Here is a 25261-nt window from a genome sequence, read left to right on the forward strand (position 1 = left end):
ACCATAGAAATGATGATTTCTGTAAAAGAAGCTGCCGAATCGATTTTGTCCTCCCCCATGTCATTGCCTGATGAAACCGTGAGTTTGCAGGAAGCCAACGGGCGCGTATTGAGGGAAAACATTACTGCAGACAGGGATTTTCCTCCCTTCGACCGGGTGATGATGGATGGAATAGCCATCAGTTATGAGACTTTTACCATGGGTTTGCGGGTGTTTCCGGTTCAGGAGACAATGGGGGCGGGAGCAACTGCCGTAAAACTCAACCATCCCGGCCATTGTATAGAAGTGATGACAGGCGCGGTTTTACCAGCCGGTACGGATACGGTGATTCGCTATGAAGATCTGGAATTCAACCGCACGGATGAACCACAGGTGGTAAAGATTATGATGGACAGGGTGCGTTTTGGGCAAAATGTTCATCGACAAGGATCTGACCAAAAAGCCGGAGATATATTGGTTGCGGCAGGCGAGAAGATCGGTCCGCCAGAGATCGGCGTAGCGGCTACTGTTGGCAAAACCCATTTGAAGGTAGCGGCATTCCCTCGGATAGCGATTATTTCGACCGGGGATGAAATCGTCAAAGTTGAAGAAACCCCGTTGGCCCATCAGATCAGATCTTCGAATGCAGAAGTGCTGATGGTTTCCCTGCTGGAAATGGGGATCAACAGCGACCGTTACCATCTGGCAGACAATGAGGAAGTGATTTACCGGGAACTCAGCAAAATACTTGAAAATTATGAGGTAATCATTCTTTCGGGGGGTGTTTCCAAAGGGAAATATGACTTTATCCCCGAAACGCTGGAAAAACACGGGGTAAAAAAACGTTTCCATCAGGTAAGCCAGCGGCCCGGAAAACCCTTTTGGTTTGGCGTAAAAGGCGACAACGAGCGCGTGGTATTTGCTTTGCCGGGAAACCCCGTTTCCACGTATGTCAACTTTCTTCGATACTTTCGGCCATGGATGAAAAAGAGCCTGGGCCTGTCAGAAGCGCAGCCATTCTACGCAACATTGGCTGAGGATTTTACCTTTGGTCCACCGCTGACTTTTTTCCTTCAGGTAAGGGTGGAGACAGGAGACGACGGCCATTTATTTGCGTTTCCCGACCCGGGAAACGGAAGCGGAGACCATGCCAGCCTGGTGAGAAGCAACGGATTTCTGGAGTTGCCGGCGGAGCGGAGCGAGTTTGTGGCGGGAGAAAGTTTTCCCCTGTGGCTTTATCGGGGATTGGCGGGGGGGAATGCTATTTAGCGGGGCGAAATTTCAATCACTTCCCCAACCTCACATTCGCCGGCGTAGTCGATGGTGAGGATTTGATCGCCGACCAATACCCGGACTTTGCCGGGTGCAGGTATGGCAATTACTTCTGCCCGAATCCGCTGCTGGCCTTCGGCTCCAAATAATGTTTCAGGTGTGCCCCGAAATTGTACTTTTCCTCTGTCGAGGACGATCACTTCATCTGCCAGCCGGGCAACTTCCCCCGGGTCATGGCTAATAATCAGGGTGGTGCAACCCAACCTTTCCTGAAATCTTTTGAGATCCTGCTGCAATTGCAACCGCAAAGGCCTGTCCAGCGCTGCCAGCGGCTCATCCAGCAACAAAATCTTTGGTTTACGCAAAAATGCCCGCGCCAGCGCAACCCGCTGCTGCTGTCCACCCGAAAGGGTAACTGGTCGCTGCTGTTCCAGCCCACGGAGATTCATCTCTTCGATGATGGCAGAAACTTCCGCTTTTGCGTGTTTTTTTTCTGCCGCAAAATGAAGATTCTGACTGACCGTCATATGGGGGAATAATCCATAGTCCTGAAAAACCATTCCCACCGACCGCTGCTGCGGTGGAAGGGAAATGTTCCGGCTGCTGTCATACCAGACCGCAGATTCTATGGTGATCTTTCCGCTTTCAGGCATCATCAGTCCGGCAATCATTCGCAGCAGGCTAGTTTTCCCCGCACCTGAAGGGCCCATGACTGCCAGTACTTTTCCTGCTTTCAGCGGAATATCGGTTTCCAACCGGTACTTCCCTCCCGGCCCATCAAGGGTTTTTATCAGATGAATGGATAACACGATGGGTCAGAATAAAGTAGTTCGTTTTTCCCTCGAAAAAATATATACGCCGGCCAGTAGGGCTGCTGAAATACCGAGCAATACCAGGGCATATTGGTCGGCCGCTGCGTAGTGCAGGGAGGTCATCTCTTCAAACAGTGCAATGGAGGCGACTTTGGTCTCCCCGGGTATGCTGCCGCCAATCATCAGTACAAGCCCAAATTCGCCCATCGTGTGGGCAAACGCCATCATGATTCCCGCGATGACCGAATTTCTGATATTGGGCAATAGCACCCTGCGATAAGTCTCCCATCGTGTTTTCCCCAGTGTAAATGCCGCATCTGTATAACTTTTGGGTAATCCTTCCAATGCAGAAATCACCGGATTGGCCAGAAAGGGCAGACTAAAGATTACTGACCCCAGCACGAGGCCTGCAAAACTGAATGCTACCCGAAAATGCAGCCATTCCCCCAATAGTTTTCCTGTAAATCCTTCCGGGCGAAAGGCGACCAGAAGATAGTATCCCAAAACTGTAGGGGGAAGTACCAATGGAAGACTGATCAGGGCTTTGGCCAATGGGCGGACTTTCGATCCGTGAAAATGCAGCAGGTAGATGATGGGAAACCCCAGCAATACCAAAATGACCGTGGTAATAACCGCTAATTTTACACTCAAATACAAAGGTAACCAGACCATGCGACAAAAGTAGGGATTAGTTATGAGTAGTTATATCTATACTCACAACTTTAAACTCTGTTCGCCGGTTGAGTTGTTTGTTTTCCCGGGTGTCATTGGGGGCTACGGGCTGTTGCTCTCCATATCCTTTTGCGATGAGTCTTTGGGGTTCGATACCAGCGGCGGTCAGATAATCGACTACTGATTTAGCCCGGTTGTCGGACAAAACGAGGTTGTAATCATCGGATGCGTCGCTATCTGTATGACCTGATATTTCGACCTTGAGGGTAGGGTTTTGTTGCATGATTTCGAGCATCCGGTCCAGCTCCTCTATCGATTCTGGTCTCAGGGTAGCCTTGTCCACATCGTAATAAATATTCTCCAGTACGATATGCGCCTCTGCTTCCAGCGGAAGCAGATAGATATCGTGGATTTTTCCCATTTCAGGGTCGCTTTGGCGAAGGGTGAGCTCCGAAACGTTAAAGAAATACCCTTTGGCGATGGTGCTAAACCGATAACCGCCATACGGAAGGCAGACTTCATAATGTCCGGCAGCATCTACCCGAAATTTTTTCACCCGGTTGCCGTCCTGATCCCTGATGACAATGCCTGCAAAGGGAATGTATTCACGGGTTTTGTCGTCAAAAACGGTTCCGCTGATACAAATATGGTTGGGAGGAACTTTCGTTTCCAGCTCGATATTTACGACCAGTCCGTCCGGATGGTGAGTTTCATTGAGGTCAAAATAGCGGAACTCATCGCGGTACCGGGGAAAAGTTGCGCTCGCTTCATATCCCTGGTCAAAGGGAAGCTCCTGGCGGTAATAGCCCTTTTCATCTGCAGTAATTTCGGTGATCCATTCTCCCAAACGATTTCTCAGCGTAACAATCGCACCGGGCAGGGGTCTGCGTGTGTCTTTGTCTCTGACCGTGCCATGAACAAATGCGCCTTTAGGCAGGGATAAATAAATATCGTGGGTAATGTCTTGTTCGGGAAATGTTACTTCTTCCTGATGCAGCGGAAAGCCTGGCGTTCGGACAATAAGGGTATAGGTTTTTTTAGGTTTGGGGCAGAACTGGTATTCGCCACTGGCATTGCTTCGGCTGGTTTCCAGGGTTTCTTCTTTGTAGCGGATGCTAATGGGGGCGAGGGGAATAATCTTCCCTGTTTCTTTGTTGTAGATTTTTCCCCGGATGCAGTATCTCGGCCCTTCTGCCGGGCGCTCGTCCGCAGAGATATTTCGGTGAATATTGATGTTTTGGTCGTTGATGGAGGCCGTTACAATATCGTCGTCTCCGTCTCCGTCAAAATCTGCGGCATCTATCCCTGCATTCCAGTTTCCTGATTTTAGCTCGATCCTTTCTCCGAATACCCCTTTCCCGTTATTGAGATGAAAGCTAATGGCGTGGTCTACGGTCGAACAGGTGACGATATCGGGATCGCCGTCGAGGTCAAAGTCCCGGATTACCAGGGCAAAGTTATGGTCTCCGGAAATGATTTCCTGCTCCCGCAGAAAAGAACCATCTCCCTTATTCAGGTGGATGCATAGTTTTTTGTCCATGTAAGACGCCGACGCGATGTCCAGTGTTCCGTCCTGATCCAAGTCGGCAAGTCCAAGGCCCCAGTTGGCCGCTCCCGAACGCAGTGACTGCGGATGGTGAAATTTTCCATTTCCTGCACTGAGATGATAATATACCCGGCCATCATCGCAACCCGCCACAATATCTGGCAGACCATCGCCATTGAGGTCTCCGGCTCTTACACTGCGGGGCTTGTCACCGGTATGTACAGGTACAGCCATTCCCAATTTTCCCTTTCCGTCGCCGTAGTGGATATTGACCGAATTGCCTGAAACACAGGCTACCAAAATGTCCTGATGGCCGTCCTGATTCATATCTGCGGCATATACATCATGGGCCATGACTCCGGTTGAAATAACCAACGGCTGCCCCATATTGCCTTTGCCGTCATTGAGCAAGATGCATAGTTTGCCCAACAAGGTTACAGCCGCAATGTCAGGCGCTCCATCTTCATTGGCATCGATAATGCAAACCGCGCGATTTTGGGGTTGAGTGGCAAAAGCCTGGTGAATGCCAAAATTGCCTTTGCCATCATTATAGTTGATATGAATTTTGCCATCTGTTTTTGATGCAGATATTACATCGGGATACCCGTCGCGGTTGATGTCCGCTGCGACAGTATTCCAGTTTTGTTCACCTGCCTGAAAACTATATACCGGGAGAAATACGGTATGCGAAATAAATATTGTACTATCTTCGCCAGAAAGATTAGAAACCTGAGACAACAGCTTTCCCGGCACAATGAATATATAAAGAAGAAATACCAGAGGCCAAAGCGGAAGGTGTAAGACTTTTTTTATCATAAGAAACTCATGAGTCTGCTTCTCAGCAATTACAATACTATGTATATTTTGAAAATTCGGGAGTTTAATATTTTCGTATGCCTTACATGTTTCAAAGAAGTTTTCTTTTTGTCTGTTTTCTGCTGATTTTTTCTGATGCAACTGCACAAACTATACCGCAGGATACCGTCCCCGCAAATGATACGATTTCTGTTAACATTCGGGAAATTGTCATTTCTGCCGGATATCTGGCCGGGCCCAATACCCCTGTAGCTTTTCATGATGTGTCTGTGGTGGATCTGGACAACAAAAATGCTGGCCAGGAACCCTCATTTCTGCTCAGTGAAACACCTGCGATCACGGTTTATTCTGATGCCGGAAGTGCGTATGGCTATGCATATTTTCGCCTCCGGGGCATCGATCAGACGAGGATCAATATGACACTCGACGGTGTGCCGCTCAATGAACCGGAAGATCAGGGGGTATATTTTTCCAACTATCCTGATTTCCTCAATTCTGTCGGTAAGATTCAGATTCAGCGCGGAATTGGCACTTCAAAAAACGGTAGTGCCAGTTATGGGGGAAGTCTGGCATTTTCTTCTCCGGATTTAAATGATTCTTCTCAGACGGTCATTGGTCTTACTCTGGGCTCTTTTAATATGTACCGGATGTTTGCAGAGCACAATTCCGGCATCAAAAACGGAAAAGGACTATATGTGCGCGGGTCATTTCTGCATGCAGATGGGTATAAGGAGCGTTCAGCCCATACTTCTGGTTCTTTGTTTTACAGCGCCGGGAAGTATGGGGAAAAGTACTCATTGAAACTCACCGGCTTTGCCGGGCAGCAGCGCAACGAACTTGCGTGGCTGGGCGTGTCGCTGGATATAATCAATCGTAATCCCCGTACCAATGGCAACGCCAATGAAAACGACCAGTTTACCCAGTCGCTTACCCAGTTACAGCATATCTGGTCGCCCACCCGGAGGAGTACATTTCGATCCAGCCTCTTTTACAATTATCTCAGGGGAAACTATGACTTCGACTACCTGAATTTTTTGGGAGAACCTTCCACGGAAGAATTATATAATTACGCATTTGAGTCCCATTTTGGAGGTTTTTTTTCCAACTACACCTTTGAGTCAGGTAATTTCCTCTGGACTACGGGCCTGCAGGTAAATCAGTACGCAAGAACTCACACAGGAAGTGAAAAAAGCCTGGGTGAATTGTATAAAAACACCGGGTATAAAAAAGATTTCAGTGCTTTTTCAAAAGTGGCTTATTCCTTCAGAAAATTTGTGGTCTATGGCGATGTACAAGGGCGTTCTACCCGTTTTGATTATAAAGGGAGTGTGGCGTTCCCGGGTATTTCGTGGCAGTTTTTGAATCCTAAAGCTGGCATTATTTGGAATGCAGGCCCTCATGTCAGCTTCTATTACAGCCTGGGCCGTACGGGGCGTGAACCTACGCGCAATGATATGTTTGCCGGTTCGGATGACCTTATGGCTGATAGTCTGGGAAATTATATCGCGGGTATTACTAACCCGGAGTTTGTTACTGATCACGAGTTGGGACTCCGGTTTTCCCGCGGCCGGCTGAAAGCCAGCCTCAATTTGTATTATATGGATTTTGAGAATGAGATTGTACTGGTGGGCGAATTTGGCCCCAATGGCCTTGCGCTGAGCAATAATGTCGACCAAAGCATACGTACAGGGATAGAGGCAGATATCGAATGGCGTCTTTTACAGTGGTTGAAAATGACGGGTAATATTTCATTAAACCGGAGTCTGATTCTGGAGCAGGCGATTCAATTTGTGCCGGTACTTACCCCCCGCCTGATTGTCAATCAGGAATGGGTATATGTCGGAAAACGTTTTGAGGCAGGCGTTTCCGGGCGTTATCAGAGTACTTCTTTTATTGACTTTGCCAATCAAAATGAAGTGGATGGGTATTTTCTGTTAAACTGTCGGGCAACATTTTCGTTAAAACAATGGAGTTTTACATTACTGGTCAACAATCTGACCAATACCCGGTACTTCAACAGTGGATATATCGATGTGGTGGGAACACCCCGATATTTTGTTCAGGCACCGGCCAACGTTGCGGGAATGATTCGTTTTTCTTTATAAGTGTCGCAAATGAAAAATTACCAACGCGCAATCAGACGGCATCACCGTGAGCGCCTTTTGCAAAAGCGGAAAAATTATTGGGGAAATGACCGGGTCCATGAAATCAAAGCCAATGTGATCAATACCCCTAAGCCATGCTCTTGTTTTATGTGTGGAAATCCGCGCAAATACTGGAATGAAAAGACGGTTCAGGAGCGTCGGTTTGCGCTGGACTGGGTTGCATGAAAAGGGCTGTCTTTTATATAAAAACAGCCCTTCGCGTTTGATAATGTATGATTGTGGAATGCCTTAGTTATGCTTTTTGCGGTAAATATTGCGGCTTGCGCGGTTTTGCCTGGCATTTAATACCGCTCTTTCTCCCGGGGTTACGGTTCCGTCTGACTTGGCGATTTTTTTCCCGCGATTGATTCTGCGTTGCTGTTTGGCAAGCGCCCGTGTTTCTGCCTTTGTCAGCGATCCCGATTGTACACCCTGCCTGATTCTTTTGGTCTGGTGAACCTGAGTATGTGTGACATGGGGGGTAGCGGTCTGAGCACTTGCGGTAAAAACAATACCACCAAAGAAAAGCAGCAGCGCAACAAGTTTGATTTTCATTGTAGTAAAATTAAGTGTTTGAAGTTGTTGTTACTGCTTGGATGGTTTTGCCTGGAAAAGGTTTAATCTGGCGACAGAATTTTTTACGGAATTATAAACTTATTGGGACATAGAATAGGCATCGATCACAAAGAAACCGCCAATGAGCGAAACTCTGCGAAACTCTGCGTGTACTTTGCGAAAATCTGCGTTTTACGTGTATTTATTTGTCTTTGACAAGTAAACATGGGGTTCACGCAGAGGACGCAAAGTACACGCAGAGGACGCAAAGTTTACGTATCTGCTAAGGCAGACGCAGCGTATTTTTGTCTACGCTTGCGTAATTTCCTGTCTGCCTTAGCAGATGCCGTTCCTTCATTCGAAAAATCCCTTTATCCCAATTACTTTATAATTCCGATTTTTTATTGTTCTTCAGACGGGGTAATTCCCGAAAGGGCAAACACGCCATTTACCAGTACTTTTTCTCCGGGTGAGATAATTTTAGGATTTTGTATTTCTATCCACGATTCGGTGACAATTCCCACGGTTATTTCCTTTTTAGTGAAACTCATATCGCTACCGGCGGCATCTCTGGTCGTCAGTATATAGTACCGTCCTTCATCTTCTATCACTGCTTTGGCCGGAAGTGCAGCGGCTGTTTTGTTGCTCACGATAATGTCTGCTTCTACAAACATTCCTGTTACGAGGTTATGTTTTTCTTCTTTCAAATGACCGTGAACCGGTACCGTTCTCTTCTCATCGTGAATAGCTCTGCCTACCCTGTGTACCGTTGCTTCATAGGTTTCTTTGCCGGCCCCGGGTATTCGGAAAATAATTTCCTGTTCTTCTTTTACCTGAAGAATATCTTTTTCAAAAACCTGTAATTCTACATGGATATGGTCCACATTGGTGATTTCCAGGACGATGTCTGATGCTGCGACAAACTGTCCCTTATTGACATATATGCCCGTAATACTCCCCGATATCGGCGCATAGAGATTTACCCGTGAAGTCATATTGTCAGGCTGAATTTTTTCCGGATCGATATTGAGCATTTTGAGTTTTTCGCCCAGTCCTGAAAAGGTGGCTTCCAGCGTTTTGTAATCACTTTCTGCTTTCAGAAAATTCTTTTGAGAAGCGATATTCTCCGAAGAAAGTGTCTGCTGCCTTTCGTATTCTGAACGTAAATATTTTCTTTGCTCGCGCACTTCCAGATACTCCTGCTGTAACTGAATATAGGCAGGGTTGACCAACGTCATCAGAACTTGTCCTTTTTGTACGCGGTCTCCTTCGAGCAGGTCTATTTTTTCCACATACCCTTCCATAAATACGCTGAGTTTCGCCAGATTGCTCGGCGGCACGTCGATATATCCGTTGGCCTGAATTGCCTGTGGGAAATCGTAAGTGGTCAATTCTCCCAGGGTCATACCCGAAGTTGAAAACTGTTCGCGCGATACGCTGAGCAGGTTTTTGTTTTCGGGAATAGTGATCACAACATCTTCCGCAGCATCGGGTTGCTGTTGTGCCGTTTTACAGGAGGGAAAAAAGCTGCTGCCAAGAGCAGAAAGTAAGATGAATTTATATATTCGATTCATAATCTGAGGATTAGCGGGTGATGTAGGTGAGTTCCAGTACAGTTTGATTGTATTTATTGAGATTTTCCAGCCAGTTGAGTTCTATATCACTGGCATTTTCAAGGCTTTGGATATAGAGCAGGAAATTGATTTCCCCTTCGCGGAAACTGCGCTCTGCTGTTTTGATGAGTTCTGATGAAAGGGTCTTTCCTTTCTCTTCGTAGTAGCGGATAGCTTCGGAATATTTCTGACTTTCTGCTTCGAGTTGCCGCATGCGGGTATCCAACTGCCGGGCGTAACTGTCTGCATTGTTTACGGCGATTTCCCTGTCAAATGAAGCGGAAGCAAGCCTTGCTTTTTGTGCGCCGGGCAAGAGGGGAACAGCAATTCCAATCCTTACTCCCTGATACAGGCGGGAATTGGGCTGGGTATTGGTTCCCTGGAAATATTCCAACTGGAAATCGGGCAGAAACCGGTTCTTTTCCAGTTTCCATAGGGCGTCTGCTTTTTGCCGGGCCTGAGAGAAGTAGTTGATTCCCGGGTGTTCTGACAGATCATTGACGGGGGAGGAAACTTTTGTCAATTGATTTTCTTCGACCGTAAAAAACTCATTGGTTTCCATTAGCCGCATCAATTCCCGGCTGGCGATTTCAATATCGCTTTCTGTTTGCCGGAGAAGCGTCTGCAACTGGTTTCTTTTGGCTTCGGCAGTTACTTTTTCGAGGTAATTGGTTTCTCCGGTCTCAAACCGACGGTTGGCAGCGTGTACAAAATCGCCGTAAAGGCTGTCGAGATAGGTGTAGATTTTCAGTTTATGTTTGGCAAATACGATCTGATAATAGGCCTGCGCCACCTGTCTCTTCAACTGAATCTCCATGATCCTGTATTGCTGTCCCTGCATTTCAGCCTGGTTTTCATTCACGCGTTTTTGGGCGGAATATACAGTTGGAAACTGAAGGGTTTGCTGAATGCCCCAAACCTGAATCGCAAATCCGTTTTCGGCGATATTATTCTGGTCGAAGTTGTAAAACAGCCCGGTTTTATCGATATCCCAGGCGGTTTTGATCAGGGATTGGGCCTGCTGACTTTTCAGCCCTTCTGCTTTGAGGGCGGTGTTATTCTCAATGGCTGTCCCAATGGCTGTCTCCAGATTGATGACGGGTGTTTGTCCAAAAGAGGCTGCCGGGCCTAATAACATCAGGCCAATCACAACGGCTACTGCTGTATGCTGGGGTGTTTTTGATCGGTTTTTTCGAGGTTTGATTTCTGTGTCAAACAGTGCGTAAAGCACAGGCAAGACAATGAGCGTAAGGAAGGTCGCCGATACCAGCCCGCCAATCACAACCGTAGCCAGTGGCCGTTGTACCTCTGCACCTGCCGAAGACGAAATGGCCATAGGGAAAAAACCAAGGGCCGCCGCCGCCGCGGTGAGCATTACCGGTCGTAACCTTTCTGTAGTTCCACGGAGAATGCGTTTGTTAATATTTTTTACGCCGTGACTTTTGAGCTCTTTAAAATGTTCGATCAATACCAATCCGTTTAACACCGCAATCCCAAACAAGGCAATAAATCCTACACCCGCAGAGATACTGAAAGGCAATCCTCTGGCCCACAAAAGTACGATTCCGCCGATGGCTGACAGAGGAATCGCGGAATAGACCATTAATGCTTCTTTGAGCGAACTGAAGGCAAAGTGCAGCATGATCAGAATCAGCAACATCGCTACGGGTACGGCAATGGTCAGACGGGCTTTGGCAGAGCGAAGGTTTTCAAACTGTCCGCCATAGGAAATATGATAACCTGAAGGTAATTGTATCTGGGTTTCGATCAGTTGCTGAACATCTTTTACCACAGACTCCATATCCCGGTTTCTGACGTTGATGCCTACTACTATCCGCCGCCGGGTATTGTCTCTGGAAATTCTGGCGGGGCCTTTGGAGTAAAATATATCAGCTACTTCCTGAAGCGGAATCTGTTGCCCGTCGGGCAGGGTAACGTAGAGATTTTTCAGATCCTGAAGATTTTTCCGAAAATCTTCGCCCAGCTTGATTACGAGGTCAAATCGTTTTTCTCCTTCGAAGATACTTCCCGCAGTGACCCCTGCGAAAGCCATTGAAACCACCTGGTTCATATCCGCAGCATTGAGCCCGTAACGGGCGAGTTTCCCGCGGTCGTAAACTACCCGCATCTGTGGCAGGCCTTCGATTTTTTCTACAGAAATGTCGGAAGCGCCTTCCACGTGCTGGATAAGGTTTCTGATTTCTTCTGCCTTACTGCTAAGAACGGTCAGATCTTCACCAAAAATTTTAATCGCCACGTCTGCACGTACCCCGGTGATCAGTTCGTTGAACCGCATCTCAATCGGTTGGGTAAATTCGTACTCCACACCTGGAATGATTGACAAGGCTTCTTTGAATTTGTCCGCCAGCTCGTCTTTGCTGGTAGCTGACACCCATTCGGCTTTGGGTTTGAGTTTGATGATCACATCTGACTCTTCCATGGACATGGGGTCAGTGGGAACCTCCGCCGCACCGATCCGGCTTACGACCTGCTCTACTTCAGGAAAATTGTCCAATAATATCTGTTCAATCCGCGTGGTAGTGGCAATGGTCTCGCTGAGTGAAGTCCCTGTTTTTAATACGGGCTGAATCACAAAGTCTCCCTCATCAAGGGTTGGTACAAATTCGCCTCCCATTCGGCTGAAAAGTAAGATAGCGAGGATAAACAGTATGCCTGCGACAGAAAGTACTAATTTTTTATAGCGTAGGGCAAACACTATCGTTGGTTTGTATAAGCGCGTCGCTAAGGCCATCAGTTTGTCCGAGAATGTGCGTTTTTCACTAATAACCGGACGAAGAAATATGGAGGCAATGACCGGTACATAAGTGAAACAAAATATCATGGCTCCCACCAGCGCAAAACAGAATGTCATGGCCATGGGTTTGAACATTTTTCCTTCTACCCCGCTCAAGGAGAGAATGGGGATAAAAACAAGTACGATAATCAATTGGCCGAAAACTGCAGAATGCATCATTTTGCTTGCTCCCTGAAGCGTAATACGGTCGATGACTGTCTGGCGGTCTTCGGGATCAATATTGATCAGTTCTTTTCCCCTCCGGGTGATCTGAAATGCGATAAACTCTACAATAATGACGGCTCCGTCGATGATAATCCCGAAGTCGATGGCGCCCAGGCTCATGAGGTTGGCATCTACCCCAAATATATACATCATGCTGAGAGCAAACAGAAGACAAAGCGGGATGACAGAAGCGACGACCAGTCCGGAACGGAAATTTCCAAGAAGCAACACCACCACAAAAACCACAATTAAAAAGCCCAGAATCAGGTTCTCTGCAACTGTAAATGTCGTTTTCCCGATCAGTTCACTTCTTTCCAGAAATGGGTTGATATAAATTCCTTCCGGCAGTGTTTTTTGTACTTCTGCGACTCTTTCCTTCACTGCTTCAATTACCTGTTTGGAATTGGCGTCCTTGAGCATCATGACTTGTCCCAGGACTTTTTCTCCCTGTCCGTTTCCGGTAATTGCCCCAAACCGCGTAGCGTACCCATCGTGGACTTTGCCGACATCGTGAATCAGGACAGGGACGCCGTTGATCTGTTTGATGACAATGTTTTCGATATCAGCTGCAGATTTTGCCAGCCCTTCCCCGCGAATGAAAAATGCTTCCTGGCCTTTCTCGATATATCCGCCTCCGGCAATGCTGTTGTTTTTTTCGAGTGCATCAAAGACTTCTGTTACAGAGATGTTTAATCCCCGGAGTTGTCCGGGGTCAATCGCAACTTCATATTGTTTGAGAAACCCGCCCCAGGTATTGACTTCAACAACACCGGGAATTCCTGATAATTGTCTTTTTACGACCCAGTCCTGAATCGTGCGGAGGTCCATGGCTGAATACACGGAATCATACCCCGGTTTTGTGTCAATGACATATTGGTACACTTCTCCAAGTCCGGTCGTGATCGGCCCCATAAATGGTGTCCCAAATCCGGTAGGAATTTTTTCCATTGCGCTCTGGATCTTTTCTGCAATCAACTGACGGGGGAGGTAGGTGCCCAGATTGTCGTCAAATACAATGGTTACGACCGAAAGCCCGAATTTGGAAACAGATCGAATTTCTGCCACGCCGGGGAGATTGGCCATTTCCAGTTCGACCGGGTAGGTGAGAAACTGTTCTACATCCTGAGTGGAAAGATTTCGGGATGTAGTGATGACCTGTACCTGGTTGTTGGTGACATCGGGTACAGCACCAATCGGTATTTGCGTCAGGGAATAAACACCGAAAGCAACTACAGAAAGCGTAAACAGAATAATGATAAGCTTATTCCGGATACTGAAAGAAATGATTTTCTCTGACATTTGACTGATTTTAAGAATGACACAAACCTAAGGATTGAATGCTTAAGACATACTCCGGTTTTCCTTAAAGTTTCCTTAAAATTATGATTGGGAAGGGTAGGGGATTTTTATTCGCACGGTAGTTCCTTTTTCTTTTTGGCTTTCCATTGTAATCTGTATTTGCAATAAATCGCACATTCTTCTGACAATAGAAAGACCCAGCCCCGCTCCTTTTATCTGTGGATGGCGCAGGGAATCAGACCGGTAAAAGCGTTCAAAAATTTTAGTAAGTTCTTCCTGACTCAGGCTTTCCCCTGTATTGTGAATGGTAAACCCCACGCCATCAGTCTGTTTGCCGAGGTGGATGGTTACAGTTCCTTCCGAAGGTGCGTATTTTACGGCATTGGAGACGAGGTTTTCCATGATAATGTCCATCATATAGGGATCTGAAAATATCTCTATCCGCTGATTGACAACCATGTTTATCCTGAGCTGGTTTTGGTGAATGGTATTTTGCTGCCTGAGAAGAACCTGCTCCAGTAATTCTGTCATATCAAAACTTCTATAGTCCAGGGCAGCTTTCTGGCTTTCAAACCGGGCCAGCAGGAGGAGCTGGTCAACCAGATGATTCATTCGGTCGATTTCCTCGATGACATATTGTACTTTGGCGATATAGGCTTCCGGTTCTCTGGGTTTTCGGATCAGTACTTCTAGGTTTCCTTTTATGACAGCCAGCGGGGTGCGGAGTTCGTGAGAAGCATCTGCGGTAAATTGTTTTTCCCGTTCTACAGCCTGCTGAATGCGGTCAAGCAAGTCATTGATGGTAATGACCAGCGTGTGGAGTTCATCTTCGTTTTTGGGGGTGCGTATCCGTTCGCTGAGATTTTCCTTTGTGATTTTGCTGGCTGTGTGGATGATGCCCGTGACCGGACTAATACTTTTTCCAGCAATGAACCGGGCAATCAGAAAGAGGATAATAAGTACAACGGGAAAGGCAATCAATAATACCCTTTTCAGATTCAGGAGAACCATCTGGGAGTCTTCCAGCGACATGGCTACAAGCAGGTAACCGTACACCTGTCCGTTCTTTTTCATGGACATCTGCACTTGGCGTATCGCTTTGCCCGATAGCATTGTATTATAAAACGCGCCTTCAGATTTCCCGGGCATATAGACCAGTACCCCATCTTTCAGGTTTGGCGATTTGTCCACGAGCTTACCCGTGCGGTCGGTTACCTGTACAAATACAGGATTCACCTCAATGGCCCTGTGTTCGCGTTCCATCCATTCGCCTTTGTCTTTAAAAACAGGTTTTTCGTCCACGATCAGCAACTCTCCAAAATGTTTATTCGCCTCAAAGGCGATGTCATTGTTGAGGTGAAGAAATACCGTGGTACGCACGATAAAATAGGTGATAAAAAATACCACTGCGACGACCGTGGCCGTGCTGATGATAAACCAGGTAGCTACCCGGTTTTGAAATGACAGGCTCATAATTCTTTGGCTATATACCCCACACCCCTGATGGTCTGGATATAATCTTCATCTTTTTCCAGCTTCAGTTTTTTTCGGAGAGAATTGATATAAACATCTATTACCCCGGTATTGTATTCGAAATGGATGTCCCAGACACTTTCGATGATACGGGTACGGCGGCATACTTTGCCTTTATTTCGAATAAGATATTCAAGAAGGGCAAATTCTTTTTGTGTCAGGGGAACCTCTTCTCCGTCTTTGCGCACCTGGTGCGCCTGGATGTCCATAAGGATAGGCCCGAGAGAAAGCTGGTGGTTTTCTCCCCTTAGTGTGCGAAATTGGACTCTGATCCGCTCCAGGAGTTCGTCAAAACTGAATGGTTTGCGGATATAATCGTTGGCTCCGGCCTGCAAACCGAAAATCGTATCCTGTACGGTATCACGGGCCGTAAGGAAAATGACCGGCGTCTGATGGTTGTGTTGGCGAAACTGACGACATACTTCAATGCCGCTAAGACCGGGCAACATCCAGTCTACCAGCAACAGATCATAATCTTCCGTCAGGGCTTTTTCCAGTCCTGTATTCCCGTCAATGGCAGTATCCACCACATAGGACTCTTCTTCCAGTCCCTGTCGTAAAAAATTGAGAATGCCCGGCTCGTCTTCTATGATCAATATTCGCATAGCCATTTTGCCTGAAAGTTAGCAAACTGGCATCACAGGATCGCAAAAATTTGCCTTAAGATTGTCTTAAAAAACAGTGTATGTCAGCGAAATGCCTGCATTCCAGCCTGTACCATTGATAGGGTTTTCGGCCTGAAAGGAGGCGCCGTTGTCATCTTCCACAGTACTAAAATTGGTGTAGCGGTAGAGTACGGTACCGTGAACGGCAAATCGTTCGGTCCAGTAAAAGGCTGCACCGCCACCAACCTGAAAGTTGCCAATATCACCCTGAAAACGGGCATTGGTTGTTTCAAACGTGACAGGAATTACGCCAGCGTCAGATACATTCAGCGTAGCCAGTGGAATCCATCCCGCTTGAATGAACGGCTGCAGTCTGAGATTTTTAAAGAAATACTTTTTCATATTGATGCTCAGCATCGTATTGGTGGCATCACCGCTAATATTCAGCCATTTCCCCTCGTGATTATAACTGGTGTAGTTGATCTCGATGGAACCGTCTTTGCCGCGATACCCCAGACTGCCGCCGATACCCGTGGCTGGGCTGAGCTCCGGAACAGAGAATGCGGTAAATGGGGCAGACGTGCCAACAAAGATGGAGGATCCGTTAAAACCCTCGGGATTAAAATTGTTGTTGGTTACATTAATGCCGATGAAAATACCTTTTTTAGCTTTTTGCGCATGGAGACCTGAAAAAATGAAGATGGTCATAACGGAAAAAACCATCAGACGAAGCATTGGTTGTATTTTTTTCATTTTACGTATGGTTTGGTTCATTAGCTTTTTATTCTGATTCAACGAATAAAAACAGATTTTATCAAAAAAACCTAAAAATCCGTATCTTTCGTACCATGAGTGCAGAAGATCAATACATATTAACGATCGACCATTTATTACGCCAGCTTTCTGATCTTCAGAAGGAACTGGAAAATAATAATTGTTCTGAGCGACAGAAAAATATTGAGCGCTCAATTAAACAAAAAGAGAAGAGGTTGGAACATTTGATTCCTTATAAATTCAGGGTAGAACTAAAAAATCTCTGCCAGAAAGCCGGTGTAAGCGGAGACTTTATTAGCTAAGGGTTTGACAGGTAAAATAATAACGCTATTTTAACCTCTTTATCCAGTCAGAAAAAAAATCGCACGTGGAAATATTAGGTATTGATATTGGCGGCTCAGGTATCAAAGGGGCAATTGTAAACATCACCACCGGGCAGCTTACTTCGGAAAGGATTCGGTATGCCACTCCTGACCCTTCTACTCCCAAAGCCGTAGCCAAAACTGTGGCTAAACTTGCTGAACATTTTCATTGGAAGGGATTAATTGGTTGTGGTTTTCCTTCAGTCATTCAAAAAGGGAAAGTGCTCACTGCCGCTAATATCGATAAAAAATGGGTAGATATTCGCGTGGAGGCGTTGTTTGAGGAAGCGACGGATTGCCTCGTAAAGGTGGTCAATGACGCTGATGCCGCAGGTCTGGCGGAAGCGACCTTTGGCGCAGGACGGGGAATTGAAGGCCTGGCAATCCTGCTTACGGTCGGCACGGGTATCGGTAGTGCATTTATTCAGGATGGGCAGCTCGTGCCCAATTCGGAGCTGGGACACCTGCGGTTTAAAGGCGGGATCGCTGAACACTACGCCTCCGACGCTGCCCGTAAAAAATACGAGCTTTCCTGGCATGTATGGGGGAAACGATTCAATGAATATCTCAACTACGTCAACAGCCTGTTTTACCCCGATGTGATTATTCTCGGTGGAGGTGCCAGTAAAAAGTACGACAAATTTGAAGACGTTATTGACGTGCCAACTACCGTCACTACTGCAAAACTCCTCAACCAGGCCGGAATTATTGGTGCCGCAATGTCTGCAAAGTCATTGGTGAAAAATCACCTCCACAATTAGTTGGAAGTACTTTCTTCCAATACCTGAAAGGGATCTGTACCGCCGGTGAGTTCCTGTAAATGGGCTGCCGCCTGCAAGTCTTCAATTTTAAGGATCACCCCTGCCGTGGCTTTGTGAATAGTCGCAATTTTGGCACCGGTAACCAATGTTTCCCACCCTTCCCAGGTAAAGGATATCCCTCCTACGGGCAGGATTTTTACCCATATCTTCCATTCGGTAGGTAACCCTGTACTATCTGCAAACCATACGTAGGAATCGCCGGGTGTGGCACCTCCGCTCTGATAGGTAATCATAACGCCTGTGCGGCCATCTTTGACCTTTACCAGCGATCGCACGGTTCCCGGGTCGTAAAGTTTGCAAAGGGGATTTAGCCAGAATGCATCATTTACCCAGCGAAGCCAGGCCTCATGTACGGCCTTTTCGGCTTTTTTTCCATCCAGTTTTTCTCCGCTTTTAAACGCTACTCCCTGTTGGGTATTGAGATCGACAAATACCTCATAATTGCCCCAGGTCGCGCGGTTGAAATTCCTTTCCTTATCCCACAAGTGATGACCTCTGCCACCGTATGACCACGAAATGGCTCCGGTCGTATCCCAGGCAGCACAATCCACAGCTGCCATAATCTGGTTTGCCATTTCCCCTGCTTCGGCACATACTTTTCCTTCGGGCTTGCTTTCATGTGCGATCAGTCCTGCGGTTACACTGATCAACAAAATCAGACCAACGACAATGCCGAGAACAATTGCCGCATATTTTAAAATTTTCATGTTTTGAATAAGTGTTAAGAAATGACACCAGAGCCAAGTAGTTCTTCCCCGTCATACCATGCGGCAAATTGCCCGGGTGTGATGCCACGTTGAAATTCTTCGAAAACAATATATAGTCCTTCCGCTTCCCGGTATAAGGTTGCGGCCTGAAGCGGTTGTCTGTAGCGGATGCGCACCAGCAGATTCTGCGATTCTCCGGGGGATAGCGCCCGATCATTTCTCACCCAGTGAATATCTGTATTGGGAATAAACAATCCCCTGCGGTTAAGGCCGGGATGGCTTTCTCCCATTCCGACATATATCACATTTTCTACGGTATCTGTCGCGATAATAAACAGCGGTTCTGCCTTGCCCCCGACGTTTAATCCTTTCCGTTGTCCGATAGTAAAATAATGAGCCCCCTGATGTTCGCCAACCACTTTTCCATCGGTGGGCTGATATATAAACGGACGGGAAACTTCCCGCAACCAGTAAGTGCTATCCTGAGCGGGGAAACCCTGAACTACCGGCACCTGGTAAACAGGCGATTGAGGATCGATTTCAATAATTTTCCCTGCTTTGGGCAGCAGTTGTTGCTGAAGGAATTCCGGTAGCCTTACTTTTCCAATAAAACACAGGCCCTGGGAATCTTTTTTTCCGGCGGTGACCAGATCAAGTTCGGTAGCAATTTTCCTGACTTCCGATTTTTGCAGATGGCCGATGGGAAAAAGTGCATGTTTCAGCTGGTGTTGGGTGAGCTGACAGAGAAAATAGCTTTGGTCTTTGTTGGGGTCGGCCCCTGCAAGCAGGCGGTAGACGGTTTGTCCGTTTACTTCTGTTTCGTCTTTTTGGCAATAGTGGCCGGTAGCGACAAAGTCGGCTTTGAGTTTGAGCGCTTTTTCCAGGAAAATATCAAACTTAATCTCTCTGTTGCACAGGACATCGGGATTGGGCGTACGGCCAGCCTGATATTCGGCAAACATATAATCCACGATCCGGGCTTTGTATTCTGTACTCAGATCGATCGTCTGGAAGGGAATACCCAGTTTTTCGGCGACGCTGAGCGCGTCGTTGCTGTCTTCGAGCCAGGGGCATTCGTCGCTGATAGTTACGGAGTCATCATGCCAGTTTTTCATAAACAGGCCAATGACTTCGTAGCCCTGCTTTAGAAGGAGGAAGGCCGCGACGCTGGAATCCACGCCGCCCGACAGACCGACAACGACTCTTTTCATAGTATCACCTTTAAACTGCAAAGTTAGGGAAAAAGTTTTTGGTCGTCATTCCCTATTTAGAATTTGCACCTTATCTACCATCCATTTTCCCCGCTCATCTTCCACCCGCACTATGTATAGCCCGCCGGGCAATATTCCCCGATCCAGAATCAGGGATTGACTTTCTCTGGAATAACTTACCTTGACGCTTCGCCCCTGAAGGTCAAACATTTCGAGATTTTTTAAGGAGTGGTTCTCCAGGGAGATCCGGGTTGATGCGGTAAATGGATTGGGTGCAAAGGTCAGAGACTGTAATGACTGTTCCGGTTCGAGGGCAGTAGTATTTTCGCAGACAATCCCAGCCAGAAAATCGCGAACAAACCAAAAGGTAGTGTCCATATACTGCGGTACGCTGAGGCCATAGGAAAAGGGCACGTGGTCTGCACCCGGAAATGGGCGGAAGGCATTGCGGATACCTGCAGAATCGGCTTTTGCATGAATGCTCGAACTCCCATGTACAATTACATTGGCGCCAAATAACTGAAGCGTAGAACTTCCATATGGCACAGTGGCGTCTTCCGTACCGTGTACACTTACAATCGGCTCATCACCAGCATGCATCCAGGCAGTGTCGCCCAATGCGCCGCAAAGATTGATTACGCCGGCAATCGTAGATGGATAACCCATATTTCCGCTAAGCCCTTCCACCCCGCCAATACCGGGAATATCGTTGGCAATCACTGCCGGAAACTCTGAAGACTGATCGAGATAGGCCAGATGAAGCGCGGCAATTCCTCCGGCTGAAACACCTCCGGCAAATATGAGATCCGGATTGATCCGGTATAAGTTGTCAGTCATCGCATCTTTGTGCAGAAATCGCACTGCTGCGCGCATATCGTGGGTGGCTTTCATCACCGCCGTATACAGCACATACTCATTCCCGTTTAATACAATTTCGGGAGTGAGGCGGTAATCAATCGACACGGTTACGTACCCTAGTTTTGCAAAACGGGTACACAACTCCACAATATCAGGGCTCGTGCGCGATCCAAAGAAAAAACTGCCGCCAAAGGCGAGCAGGATGACCGGGCGTTTCTCCGTCAGAGAATCGCCTGCCGGCATATATATATCCATGTACAGGGAATCCACATTGGTGGGATTACCGGCTTTGGGCTGGATATTCGAACCATATTTTACTCCGGAAATTTTGGTAAAATTTGGGAAAACAACCTGCTGATACCGCCCGGTGGCACAGGTCGGTTGTGCATACAGGCTGAAAGGAAACAGGATCAGGAGACTAGCCAGAATACGAATCATACGGTTTGAGTTTGAATCAGAAGAATATTGTACATTTATTGCAATCTGTTATTGCTTACTACTACACCAATGAAAAACAACAACCCCCTTTCCCGAAGAAGGTTTATTTCCCAAACCACGAAAGCCGGTGTTTTATTTTCTTTAGCATCGGGTTTTCCGGAAATTAGTTTTTCCCACACAAAGATGGAGAAACTACCTGATATTTCCGTTTTCTCCAAACACCTCCAATGGCTCGATTACGGCCCTATGGCTGACTTTGCCGCTGAAATTGGCTTTGATGCCGTTGACCTTACCGTCAGACCGGGTGGCCATGTTCTTCCCGAAAATGTGAAAAAAGATTTACCCAAAGCAGTAAAAGCCGTGGAAAAAGCGGGCCTGAAAGTCAGAATGATGACCACTGCTATTTCCTCCGAAAAAGAAGAATATGCCCAAAATACCCTGAAAACGGCCGCTGACCTGGGTATTCAATATTACCGCATGGGGTGGATTCCCTACAACCCCAACCTTTCGTTGAAGGAAAACCTTGAGCAACTCGCTGGGCAGCTAAAACAATTGTCTGATTTTAATGCCAAAACCGGGATCAAAGGTGCTTATCAAAACCATGCAGGCGACAGGTTTGGATCTGCCATCTGGGATCTGGCCGATGTACTTGACAAAATTGGCTCCGAATGGCTGGGCTGCCAGTACGATATCCGCCACGCTACGGTGGAAGGCGCCAACACCTGGCCGGTTGTCTTGCAACGAATTGCCCCTCATATCAATACCCTCGATTTTAAGGATTTTGTATGGGGAATGAATGACGGAAAAATGGAGGTGAAAAATGTACCCATGGGGGAAGGAATGGTCAATTTTGACAGCTATATCGGGATGCTGCGGAAGTTAAAAGTCGATGTGCCGGTTTCACTTCACTACGAATATGATCTCGGCGGTGCAGAACATGGCAACCGGGATATTTCTATCGACAAATCTGCCGTCGCTGCTGCAATGAAAAAAGACCTGGAATTTCTTAGAAAATTATTGTCCATCTAAAATATTCGCGAAAATGCATTTGTTCAACCCTCGCTTATTGCTGATTTTTTCTTTTCTTTTTATGGGGCAAATCGCGCTCCACGCCCAGCAAAAATTGCCTAAACTGGCCAAAGATAAATCGGTAAAACCCCGCAACGTCATATTCATTCTTACGGATGACCACCGGTACGATTTTATGGGTTTTACGGGAAAGGTTCCCTGGCTTGAAACGCCGAATATGGACCGCCTGGCCAGTGAAGGGGCTTATTTTCCCAATGCCTTTGTTACGACTTCTCTCTGCTCACCGAGCAGAGCCTCTATTCTTACCGGTTTGTTTTCCCACTCTCATACCGTAGTGGACAATCAGGCACCCGTGCCCGAAAATCTTTTCTTTTTTCCCCAATACCTCCAGAAAGCGGGCTACAACACTGCTTTTTTCGGAAAATGGCATATGGGACATGAAACAGATGATCCCCGCCCCGGCTTTAACCATTGGGAAAGTTTCCGGGGGCAGGGGGTGTATTACAACCCTACGCTGAATATCAACGGCCAGCAGGTAGCCTATGGCGATTCGACCTATATCACTGACTTGCTTACTGAACATACCCTCGAATGGCTGGACAAACAGGATAAGGAAAAACCATTTTTTGTGTATCTCTCCCACAAAGCGGTACATGCAGACTTTCAACCTGCCGCCCGGCATGCCGGGAGATATCAGGATAAACCCCTTATTTTTCCTCCTTCTTACTACAGTTCCGTACCGCAGGTGAAAGGAAAAAACCGGCGCACAGGCGAAGAACCATATCAAACGGACGAATACTATGGCGAAGGCCGTATGCCCGACTGGCAGAAAATGCAGCGGGAGAGCTGGCACGGAGTCGACTATATGTACCACGGTGCGATGGACTACGGGACTTTTTTCAAACGTTACTGCGAAACGCTGCTAGGGGTGGACGAAAGTGTGGGGGCAGTTCTCGACTGGCTGAAAGCCAATAATCTGGACGAATCTACCATGATTGTATATATGGGGGACAATGGCTTCGCCTTCGGCGAGCACGGATTGATTGACAAACGTCAATTTTACGAAGAATCGGTAAAAGTACCGTTTCTCGTTCGTTGCCCCGAACTGTTTGCCGGCGGGCAAACGATCAACGGGATGGTGCAAAATATCGATATTGCCCCAACTGTGCTCCAGCTTGCAGGCCTGACGCCTCCCGCATACCTGCATGGGCGTTCGTTTTTGCCTTTGCTAAAAGGACAGGACGTCGCGTGGCGCGACCGGATTTTTTATGAATACTACTGGGAATATGATTTTCCCCAGACCCCTACAATGCACGGTGTGCGTACCGACCGGTACAAATACATCCGCTACCACGGCATCTGGGATACCAATGAGTTTTATGACCTTCAGGAAGATCCCTACGAGCAAAATAACCTTATCGCTTCGCCGCTGCATCAGGATATGATCAAACAACTTGCCGGCGAAATCTACGACTGGCTGGAAAGCACCGATGGAATGCAGATTCCGCTGAAACGTACGGTCAAACTGCGCGGCGGCGATCACCGCAATAAAGGCGTTTATTAATTTTTTACATTCGGAGACCCTGTACCACCCGTACGCGGGAAGCCTGGAGCGAAGGATATACAGAAGCCAGTACGGAAAGTGTGATGACAGTCAGTGCAACCAATACAAAATCACCAAACTGTAATTCGATAGGGAAGGCTTTCACACGGAAGCTTTCCCCTCCGTTTAGCTGGATAAATCCGAGGTACTTCTGAGCGAGCCCCGTGATCAACGCGACGACAACGCCGCATATTCCGCCAACACTACCGACCAGGAGTCCGTCAGCGAGGAATATCTTGCGAATCGTGCCTTGTGTGGCACCCATAGATTTTAATACGGCAATGTCGCGGGTTTTTTCCAGTACGATCATAGAAAGGCTACCTACAATGTTGACAGCCGCAATGGCCAGCATCAGCACCAAAATCAGGTAACTCACATATTTTTCATTGCGCATGACTTTGTAGAGCGTCTGGTGTTGTTCGTACCAGGTGAGTACTTCATAGTCTGGCCCAATCAGCGCTTCCAGTTGTTTTTTTACAGGGCCGGCCCGATCGGTATTTGTCAGCCGAAGTTCATAGGCAGAGATCTCATTTTTCAATTCAAACAGATCACGAACAAAGTAAAAATCGGTCAGAATATATTTTTCGTCATACTCCTTCTGTACACTAAAGTAGCCTGAAGGGAATATAAAATCTGTATTAATCGGATTGGAGATCGAGGCGTTTTGCGGAATGTAGGAGACACTGATCGGCCTGAAATCATTGTCAATCTCTGCGCTGAGATTGGCGGCAATCACACTTCCCAATACAGCCTGAGAAACCCCGTTGCGGGGTTTGAAGTTGTATTCTCCGGCATAAACAAACGTGTCCACCCGGTTGACAGAAAGAAAATCCTCTTCTACACCTTTGATTGTGCCATAAGTCTGATTATCGACATACTCAAGCCATACCCGGCCTTCGATGGTACGGGTAATGGCCACTACTTCAGGGTGTTCGGACAGCTTTCTGTAAATATCATCAGAATGTTCAAACACCTGACCGCGGGCAGCGACAATTTTTATATCGGGATCCATTGCCGCAAACAGCCCTTCAATGAAAGTAGTAAGCCCGTTGAATACAGACAGGACTAAAATCAATGCAGCTGTACCCACACCGATTCCCGCCATGGAAACCCAGGTAATCACATTGATTGCATTACTGGATTTTTTGGAAAACAGGTAACGGCGTGCGATATAAAAAGAGAGGTTCATTCCTCTTTACCCTCCTCAATTTTTTTAAATATCTCATCGATTTTGGCAGCTTCCCGAAAGGAGTCATCGGCATAAAAACGAATCTCAGGTACTGTCCGGACTTTATTTTTAATTCGCCCGGCAAGTTGGCGTCGCAGTTCGGTCATGTGTTCATTCATGGATTCGGTAACGGCTTCCAACTGATCATCGGGGAAAACCGTCAGGTAAATTTTTGCCATTCCCTTATCCGGCGTAAGCCTTACAACGGTAACAGAAACCATTTTTCCCTGATTCAAAGCGGGACTCGTACGAATAATCTCACTGATCTCAAATTGAATGAGCTTTTCGGTTTTTTTTTGTTGAATGGAAGCTGACATATACTTTTGTAACGATATGGAAAAGATTTTTCCATAGACAAAGGTAAA

General features: G+C 47.1%; 21 protein-coding genes. 7 read left to right on the forward strand and 14 right to left on the reverse strand.

Features of this window, described 5'->3' with window-relative positions:
- Positions 1–9 precede the first annotated feature (9 nt).
- Positions 10–1248 carry a molybdopterin molybdotransferase MoeA gene (locus R3D00_22395; GenBank protein ID MEZ4775945.1) on the forward strand — a complete coding sequence of 413 codons (1239 nt, stop codon included), beginning with the start codon at positions 10–12 and terminating at the stop codon, positions 1246–1248.
- On the opposite strand, the gene R3D00_22400 is transcribed toward R3D00_22395, so the two are convergent.
- Genes R3D00_22400 through R3D00_22410 form a run of 3 tightly spaced genes read right to left on the reverse strand, consistent with a single transcriptional unit; the run spans position 1245 to position 5097 of the window.
- Positions 1245–2060 carry an ATP-binding cassette domain-containing protein gene (locus R3D00_22400; protein MEZ4775946.1) on the reverse strand — a complete coding sequence of 272 codons (816 nt, stop codon included), beginning with the start codon at positions 2058–2060 and terminating at the stop codon, positions 1245–1247. The genes R3D00_22395 and R3D00_22400 overlap by 4 nt on opposite strands.
- Before the next feature lie 6 nt (positions 2061–2066).
- A complete protein-coding gene (modB, locus tag R3D00_22405; protein ID MEZ4775947.1) occupies positions 2067–2714 on the reverse strand; it encodes a molybdate ABC transporter permease subunit in 648 nt (215 codons plus the stop codon).
- Positions 2715–2751: 37 nt separating this feature from the next.
- Positions 2752–5097: an FG-GAP-like repeat-containing protein gene (locus tag R3D00_22410; protein ID MEZ4775948.1), complete on the reverse strand. Its 2346-nt coding sequence runs from the start codon at positions 5095–5097 to the stop codon at positions 2752–2754.
- A 77-nt stretch (positions 5098–5174) separates the two neighbouring features.
- Here R3D00_22410 and R3D00_22415 point away from each other — a divergent pair, with 77 nt between their 5' ends.
- A complete protein-coding gene (locus tag R3D00_22415; GenBank protein ID MEZ4775949.1) occupies positions 5175–7202 on the forward strand; it encodes a TonB-dependent receptor in 2028 nt (675 codons plus the stop codon).
- Positions 7203–7211: 9 nt separating this feature from the next.
- The gene (locus R3D00_22420) at positions 7212–7427 is read left to right on the forward strand and encodes a hypothetical protein (protein MEZ4775950.1); all 216 of its coding nucleotides are present in this window, start codon (positions 7212–7214) and stop codon (positions 7425–7427) included.
- Between the two features lie 63 nt (positions 7428–7490).
- Here the strand turns inward: R3D00_22420 and R3D00_22425 are convergent, their stop codons facing one another.
- The 6 genes from R3D00_22425 to R3D00_22450 all read right to left on the reverse strand — a co-directional run bounded on the left by R3D00_22425 (position 7491) and on the right by R3D00_22450 (position 16618).
- Positions 7491–7796 carry a hypothetical protein gene (locus tag R3D00_22425; GenBank protein MEZ4775951.1) on the reverse strand — a complete coding sequence of 102 codons (306 nt, stop codon included), beginning with the start codon at positions 7794–7796 and terminating at the stop codon, positions 7491–7493.
- A gap of 401 nt (positions 7797–8197) precedes the next feature.
- Positions 8198–9370 carry an efflux RND transporter periplasmic adaptor subunit gene (locus tag R3D00_22430; protein ID MEZ4775952.1) on the reverse strand — a complete coding sequence of 391 codons (1173 nt, stop codon included), beginning with the start codon at positions 9368–9370 and terminating at the stop codon, positions 8198–8200.
- A 10-nt stretch (positions 9371–9380) separates the two neighbouring features.
- Complete coding sequence (locus R3D00_22435) at positions 9381–13727, reverse strand: CusA/CzcA family heavy metal efflux RND transporter (protein MEZ4775953.1); 4347 nt, start codon at positions 13725–13727, stop codon at positions 9381–9383.
- An 81-nt stretch (positions 13728–13808) separates the two neighbouring features.
- Positions 13809–15200 (reverse strand): ATP-binding protein, encoded by a 1392-nt coding sequence (locus R3D00_22440; GenBank protein ID MEZ4775954.1) that lies wholly within the window; start codon positions 15198–15200, stop codon positions 13809–13811.
- On the reverse strand, positions 15197–15865 hold the full coding sequence (locus R3D00_22445; protein ID MEZ4775955.1) for a response regulator transcription factor: 669 nt from the start codon (positions 15863–15865) through the stop codon (positions 15197–15199). Before R3D00_22445 ends, R3D00_22440 begins: the two co-directional genes overlap by 4 nt.
- A gap of 66 nt (positions 15866–15931) precedes the next feature.
- Entirely contained in the window at positions 15932–16618 is a 687-nt protein-coding gene (locus R3D00_22450) for a hypothetical protein (GenBank protein MEZ4775956.1), read from the reverse strand.
- Positions 16619–16713: 95 nt separating this feature from the next.
- Between R3D00_22450 and R3D00_22455 the strand changes: the two genes are divergently transcribed.
- Positions 16714–16941 carry a hypothetical protein gene (locus tag R3D00_22455; protein ID MEZ4775957.1) on the forward strand — a complete coding sequence of 76 codons (228 nt, stop codon included), beginning with the start codon at positions 16714–16716 and terminating at the stop codon, positions 16939–16941.
- Between the two features lie 65 nt (positions 16942–17006).
- Positions 17007–17762, forward strand: a complete 756-nt coding sequence (locus tag R3D00_22460) for an ROK family protein (protein MEZ4775958.1) — start codon at positions 17007–17009, stop codon at positions 17760–17762.
- Here R3D00_22460 and R3D00_22465 read toward each other — a convergent pair.
- The 3 genes from R3D00_22465 to R3D00_22475 are packed head-to-tail and all read right to left on the reverse strand — an operon-like array spanning position 17759 to position 21036.
- On the reverse strand, positions 17759–18529 hold the full coding sequence (locus tag R3D00_22465; protein MEZ4775959.1) for a hypothetical protein: 771 nt from the start codon (positions 18527–18529) through the stop codon (positions 17759–17761). The genes R3D00_22460 and R3D00_22465 overlap by 4 nt on opposite strands.
- Positions 18530–18543: 14 nt before the next feature.
- Positions 18544–19740 (reverse strand): tRNA 2-thiouridine(34) synthase MnmA, encoded by a 1197-nt coding sequence (gene mnmA / locus R3D00_22470; protein ID MEZ4775960.1) that lies wholly within the window; start codon positions 19738–19740, stop codon positions 18544–18546.
- 45 nt (positions 19741–19785) lie between these two features.
- Positions 19786–21036: an alpha/beta hydrolase fold domain-containing protein gene (locus R3D00_22475; protein MEZ4775961.1), complete on the reverse strand. Its 1251-nt coding sequence runs from the start codon at positions 21034–21036 to the stop codon at positions 19786–19788.
- Between the two features lie 69 nt (positions 21037–21105).
- Here R3D00_22475 and R3D00_22480 point away from each other — a divergent pair, with 69 nt between their 5' ends.
- Positions 21106–22065, forward strand: a complete 960-nt coding sequence (locus tag R3D00_22480; GenBank protein ID MEZ4775962.1) for a sugar phosphate isomerase/epimerase family protein — start codon at positions 21106–21108, stop codon at positions 22063–22065.
- A 13-nt stretch (positions 22066–22078) separates the two neighbouring features.
- Complete coding sequence (locus R3D00_22485) at positions 22079–23629, forward strand: sulfatase (protein MEZ4775963.1); 1551 nt, start codon at positions 22079–22081, stop codon at positions 23627–23629.
- A 4-nt stretch (positions 23630–23633) separates the two neighbouring features.
- Here R3D00_22485 and R3D00_22490 read toward each other — a convergent pair whose 3' ends face one another.
- Positions 23634–24857, reverse strand: coding sequence for an ABC transporter permease (locus tag R3D00_22490; GenBank protein ID MEZ4775964.1), 1224 nt, complete (start codon positions 24855–24857; stop codon positions 23634–23636).
- Positions 24854–25213, reverse strand: coding sequence for a 30S ribosome-binding factor RbfA (rbfA, locus tag R3D00_22495; GenBank protein ID MEZ4775965.1), 360 nt, complete (start codon positions 25211–25213; stop codon positions 24854–24856). Before rbfA ends, R3D00_22490 begins: the two co-directional genes overlap by 4 nt.
- Positions 25214–25261 lie beyond the last annotated feature (48 nt).

The sequence above is a fragment of the Bacteroidia bacterium genome (assembly GCA_041391665.1).
GTDB lineage: Bacteria > Bacteroidota > Bacteroidia > J057 > J057 > JAGQVA01.

Excerpts from the sequence above, each read along its gene's own strand:
- R3D00_22465 (MEZ4775959.1), bottom strand. The coding sequence starts at position 18,529 with ATGAAAATTTTAAAATATGCGGCAATTGTTCTCGGCATTGTCGTTGGT.
- R3D00_22420 (MEZ4775950.1), top strand. The coding sequence starts at position 7,212 with ATGAAAAATTACCAACGCGCAATCAGACGGCATCACCGTGAGCGCCTT.
- R3D00_22485 (MEZ4775963.1), top strand. The coding sequence starts at position 22,079 with ATGCATTTGTTCAACCCTCGCTTATTGCTGATTTTTTCTTTTCTTTTT.
- R3D00_22425 (MEZ4775951.1), bottom strand. The coding sequence starts at position 7,796 with ATGAAAATCAAACTTGTTGCGCTGCTGCTTTTCTTTGGTGGTATTGTT.
- mnmA (MEZ4775960.1), bottom strand. The coding sequence starts at position 19,740 with ATGAAAAGAGTCGTTGTCGGTCTGTCGGGCGGCGTGGATTCCAGCGTC.
- R3D00_22430 (MEZ4775952.1), bottom strand. The coding sequence starts at position 9,370 with ATGAATCGAATATATAAATTCATCTTACTTTCTGCTCTTGGCAGCAGC.
- R3D00_22475 (MEZ4775961.1), bottom strand. The coding sequence starts at position 21,036 with ATGATTCGTATTCTGGCTAGTCTCCTGATCCTGTTTCCTTTCAGCCTG.
- rbfA (MEZ4775965.1), bottom strand. The coding sequence starts at position 25,213 with ATGTCAGCTTCCATTCAACAAAAAAAAACCGAAAAGCTCATTCAATTT.
- R3D00_22445 (MEZ4775955.1), bottom strand. The coding sequence starts at position 15,865 with ATGCGAATATTGATCATAGAAGACGAGCCGGGCATTCTCAATTTTTTA.
- R3D00_22440 (MEZ4775954.1), bottom strand. The coding sequence starts at position 15,200 with ATGAGCCTGTCATTTCAAAACCGGGTAGCTACCTGGTTTATCATCAGC.
- R3D00_22450 (MEZ4775956.1), bottom strand. The coding sequence starts at position 16,618 with ATGAAAAAAATACAACCAATGCTTCGTCTGATGGTTTTTTCCGTTATG.
- R3D00_22490 (MEZ4775964.1), bottom strand. The coding sequence starts at position 24,857 with ATGAACCTCTCTTTTTATATCGCACGCCGTTACCTGTTTTCCAAAAAA.
- R3D00_22395 (MEZ4775945.1), top strand. The coding sequence starts at position 10 with ATGATGATTTCTGTAAAAGAAGCTGCCGAATCGATTTTGTCCTCCCCC.
- R3D00_22480 (MEZ4775962.1), top strand. The coding sequence starts at position 21,106 with ATGAAAAACAACAACCCCCTTTCCCGAAGAAGGTTTATTTCCCAAACC.
- R3D00_22410 (MEZ4775948.1), bottom strand. The coding sequence starts at position 5,097 with ATGATAAAAAAAGTCTTACACCTTCCGCTTTGGCCTCTGGTATTTCTT.
- R3D00_22415 (MEZ4775949.1), top strand. The coding sequence starts at position 5,175 with ATGCCTTACATGTTTCAAAGAAGTTTTCTTTTTGTCTGTTTTCTGCTG.
- R3D00_22435 (MEZ4775953.1), bottom strand. The coding sequence starts at position 13,727 with ATGTCAGAGAAAATCATTTCTTTCAGTATCCGGAATAAGCTTATCATT.
- R3D00_22455 (MEZ4775957.1), top strand. The coding sequence starts at position 16,714 with ATGAGTGCAGAAGATCAATACATATTAACGATCGACCATTTATTACGC.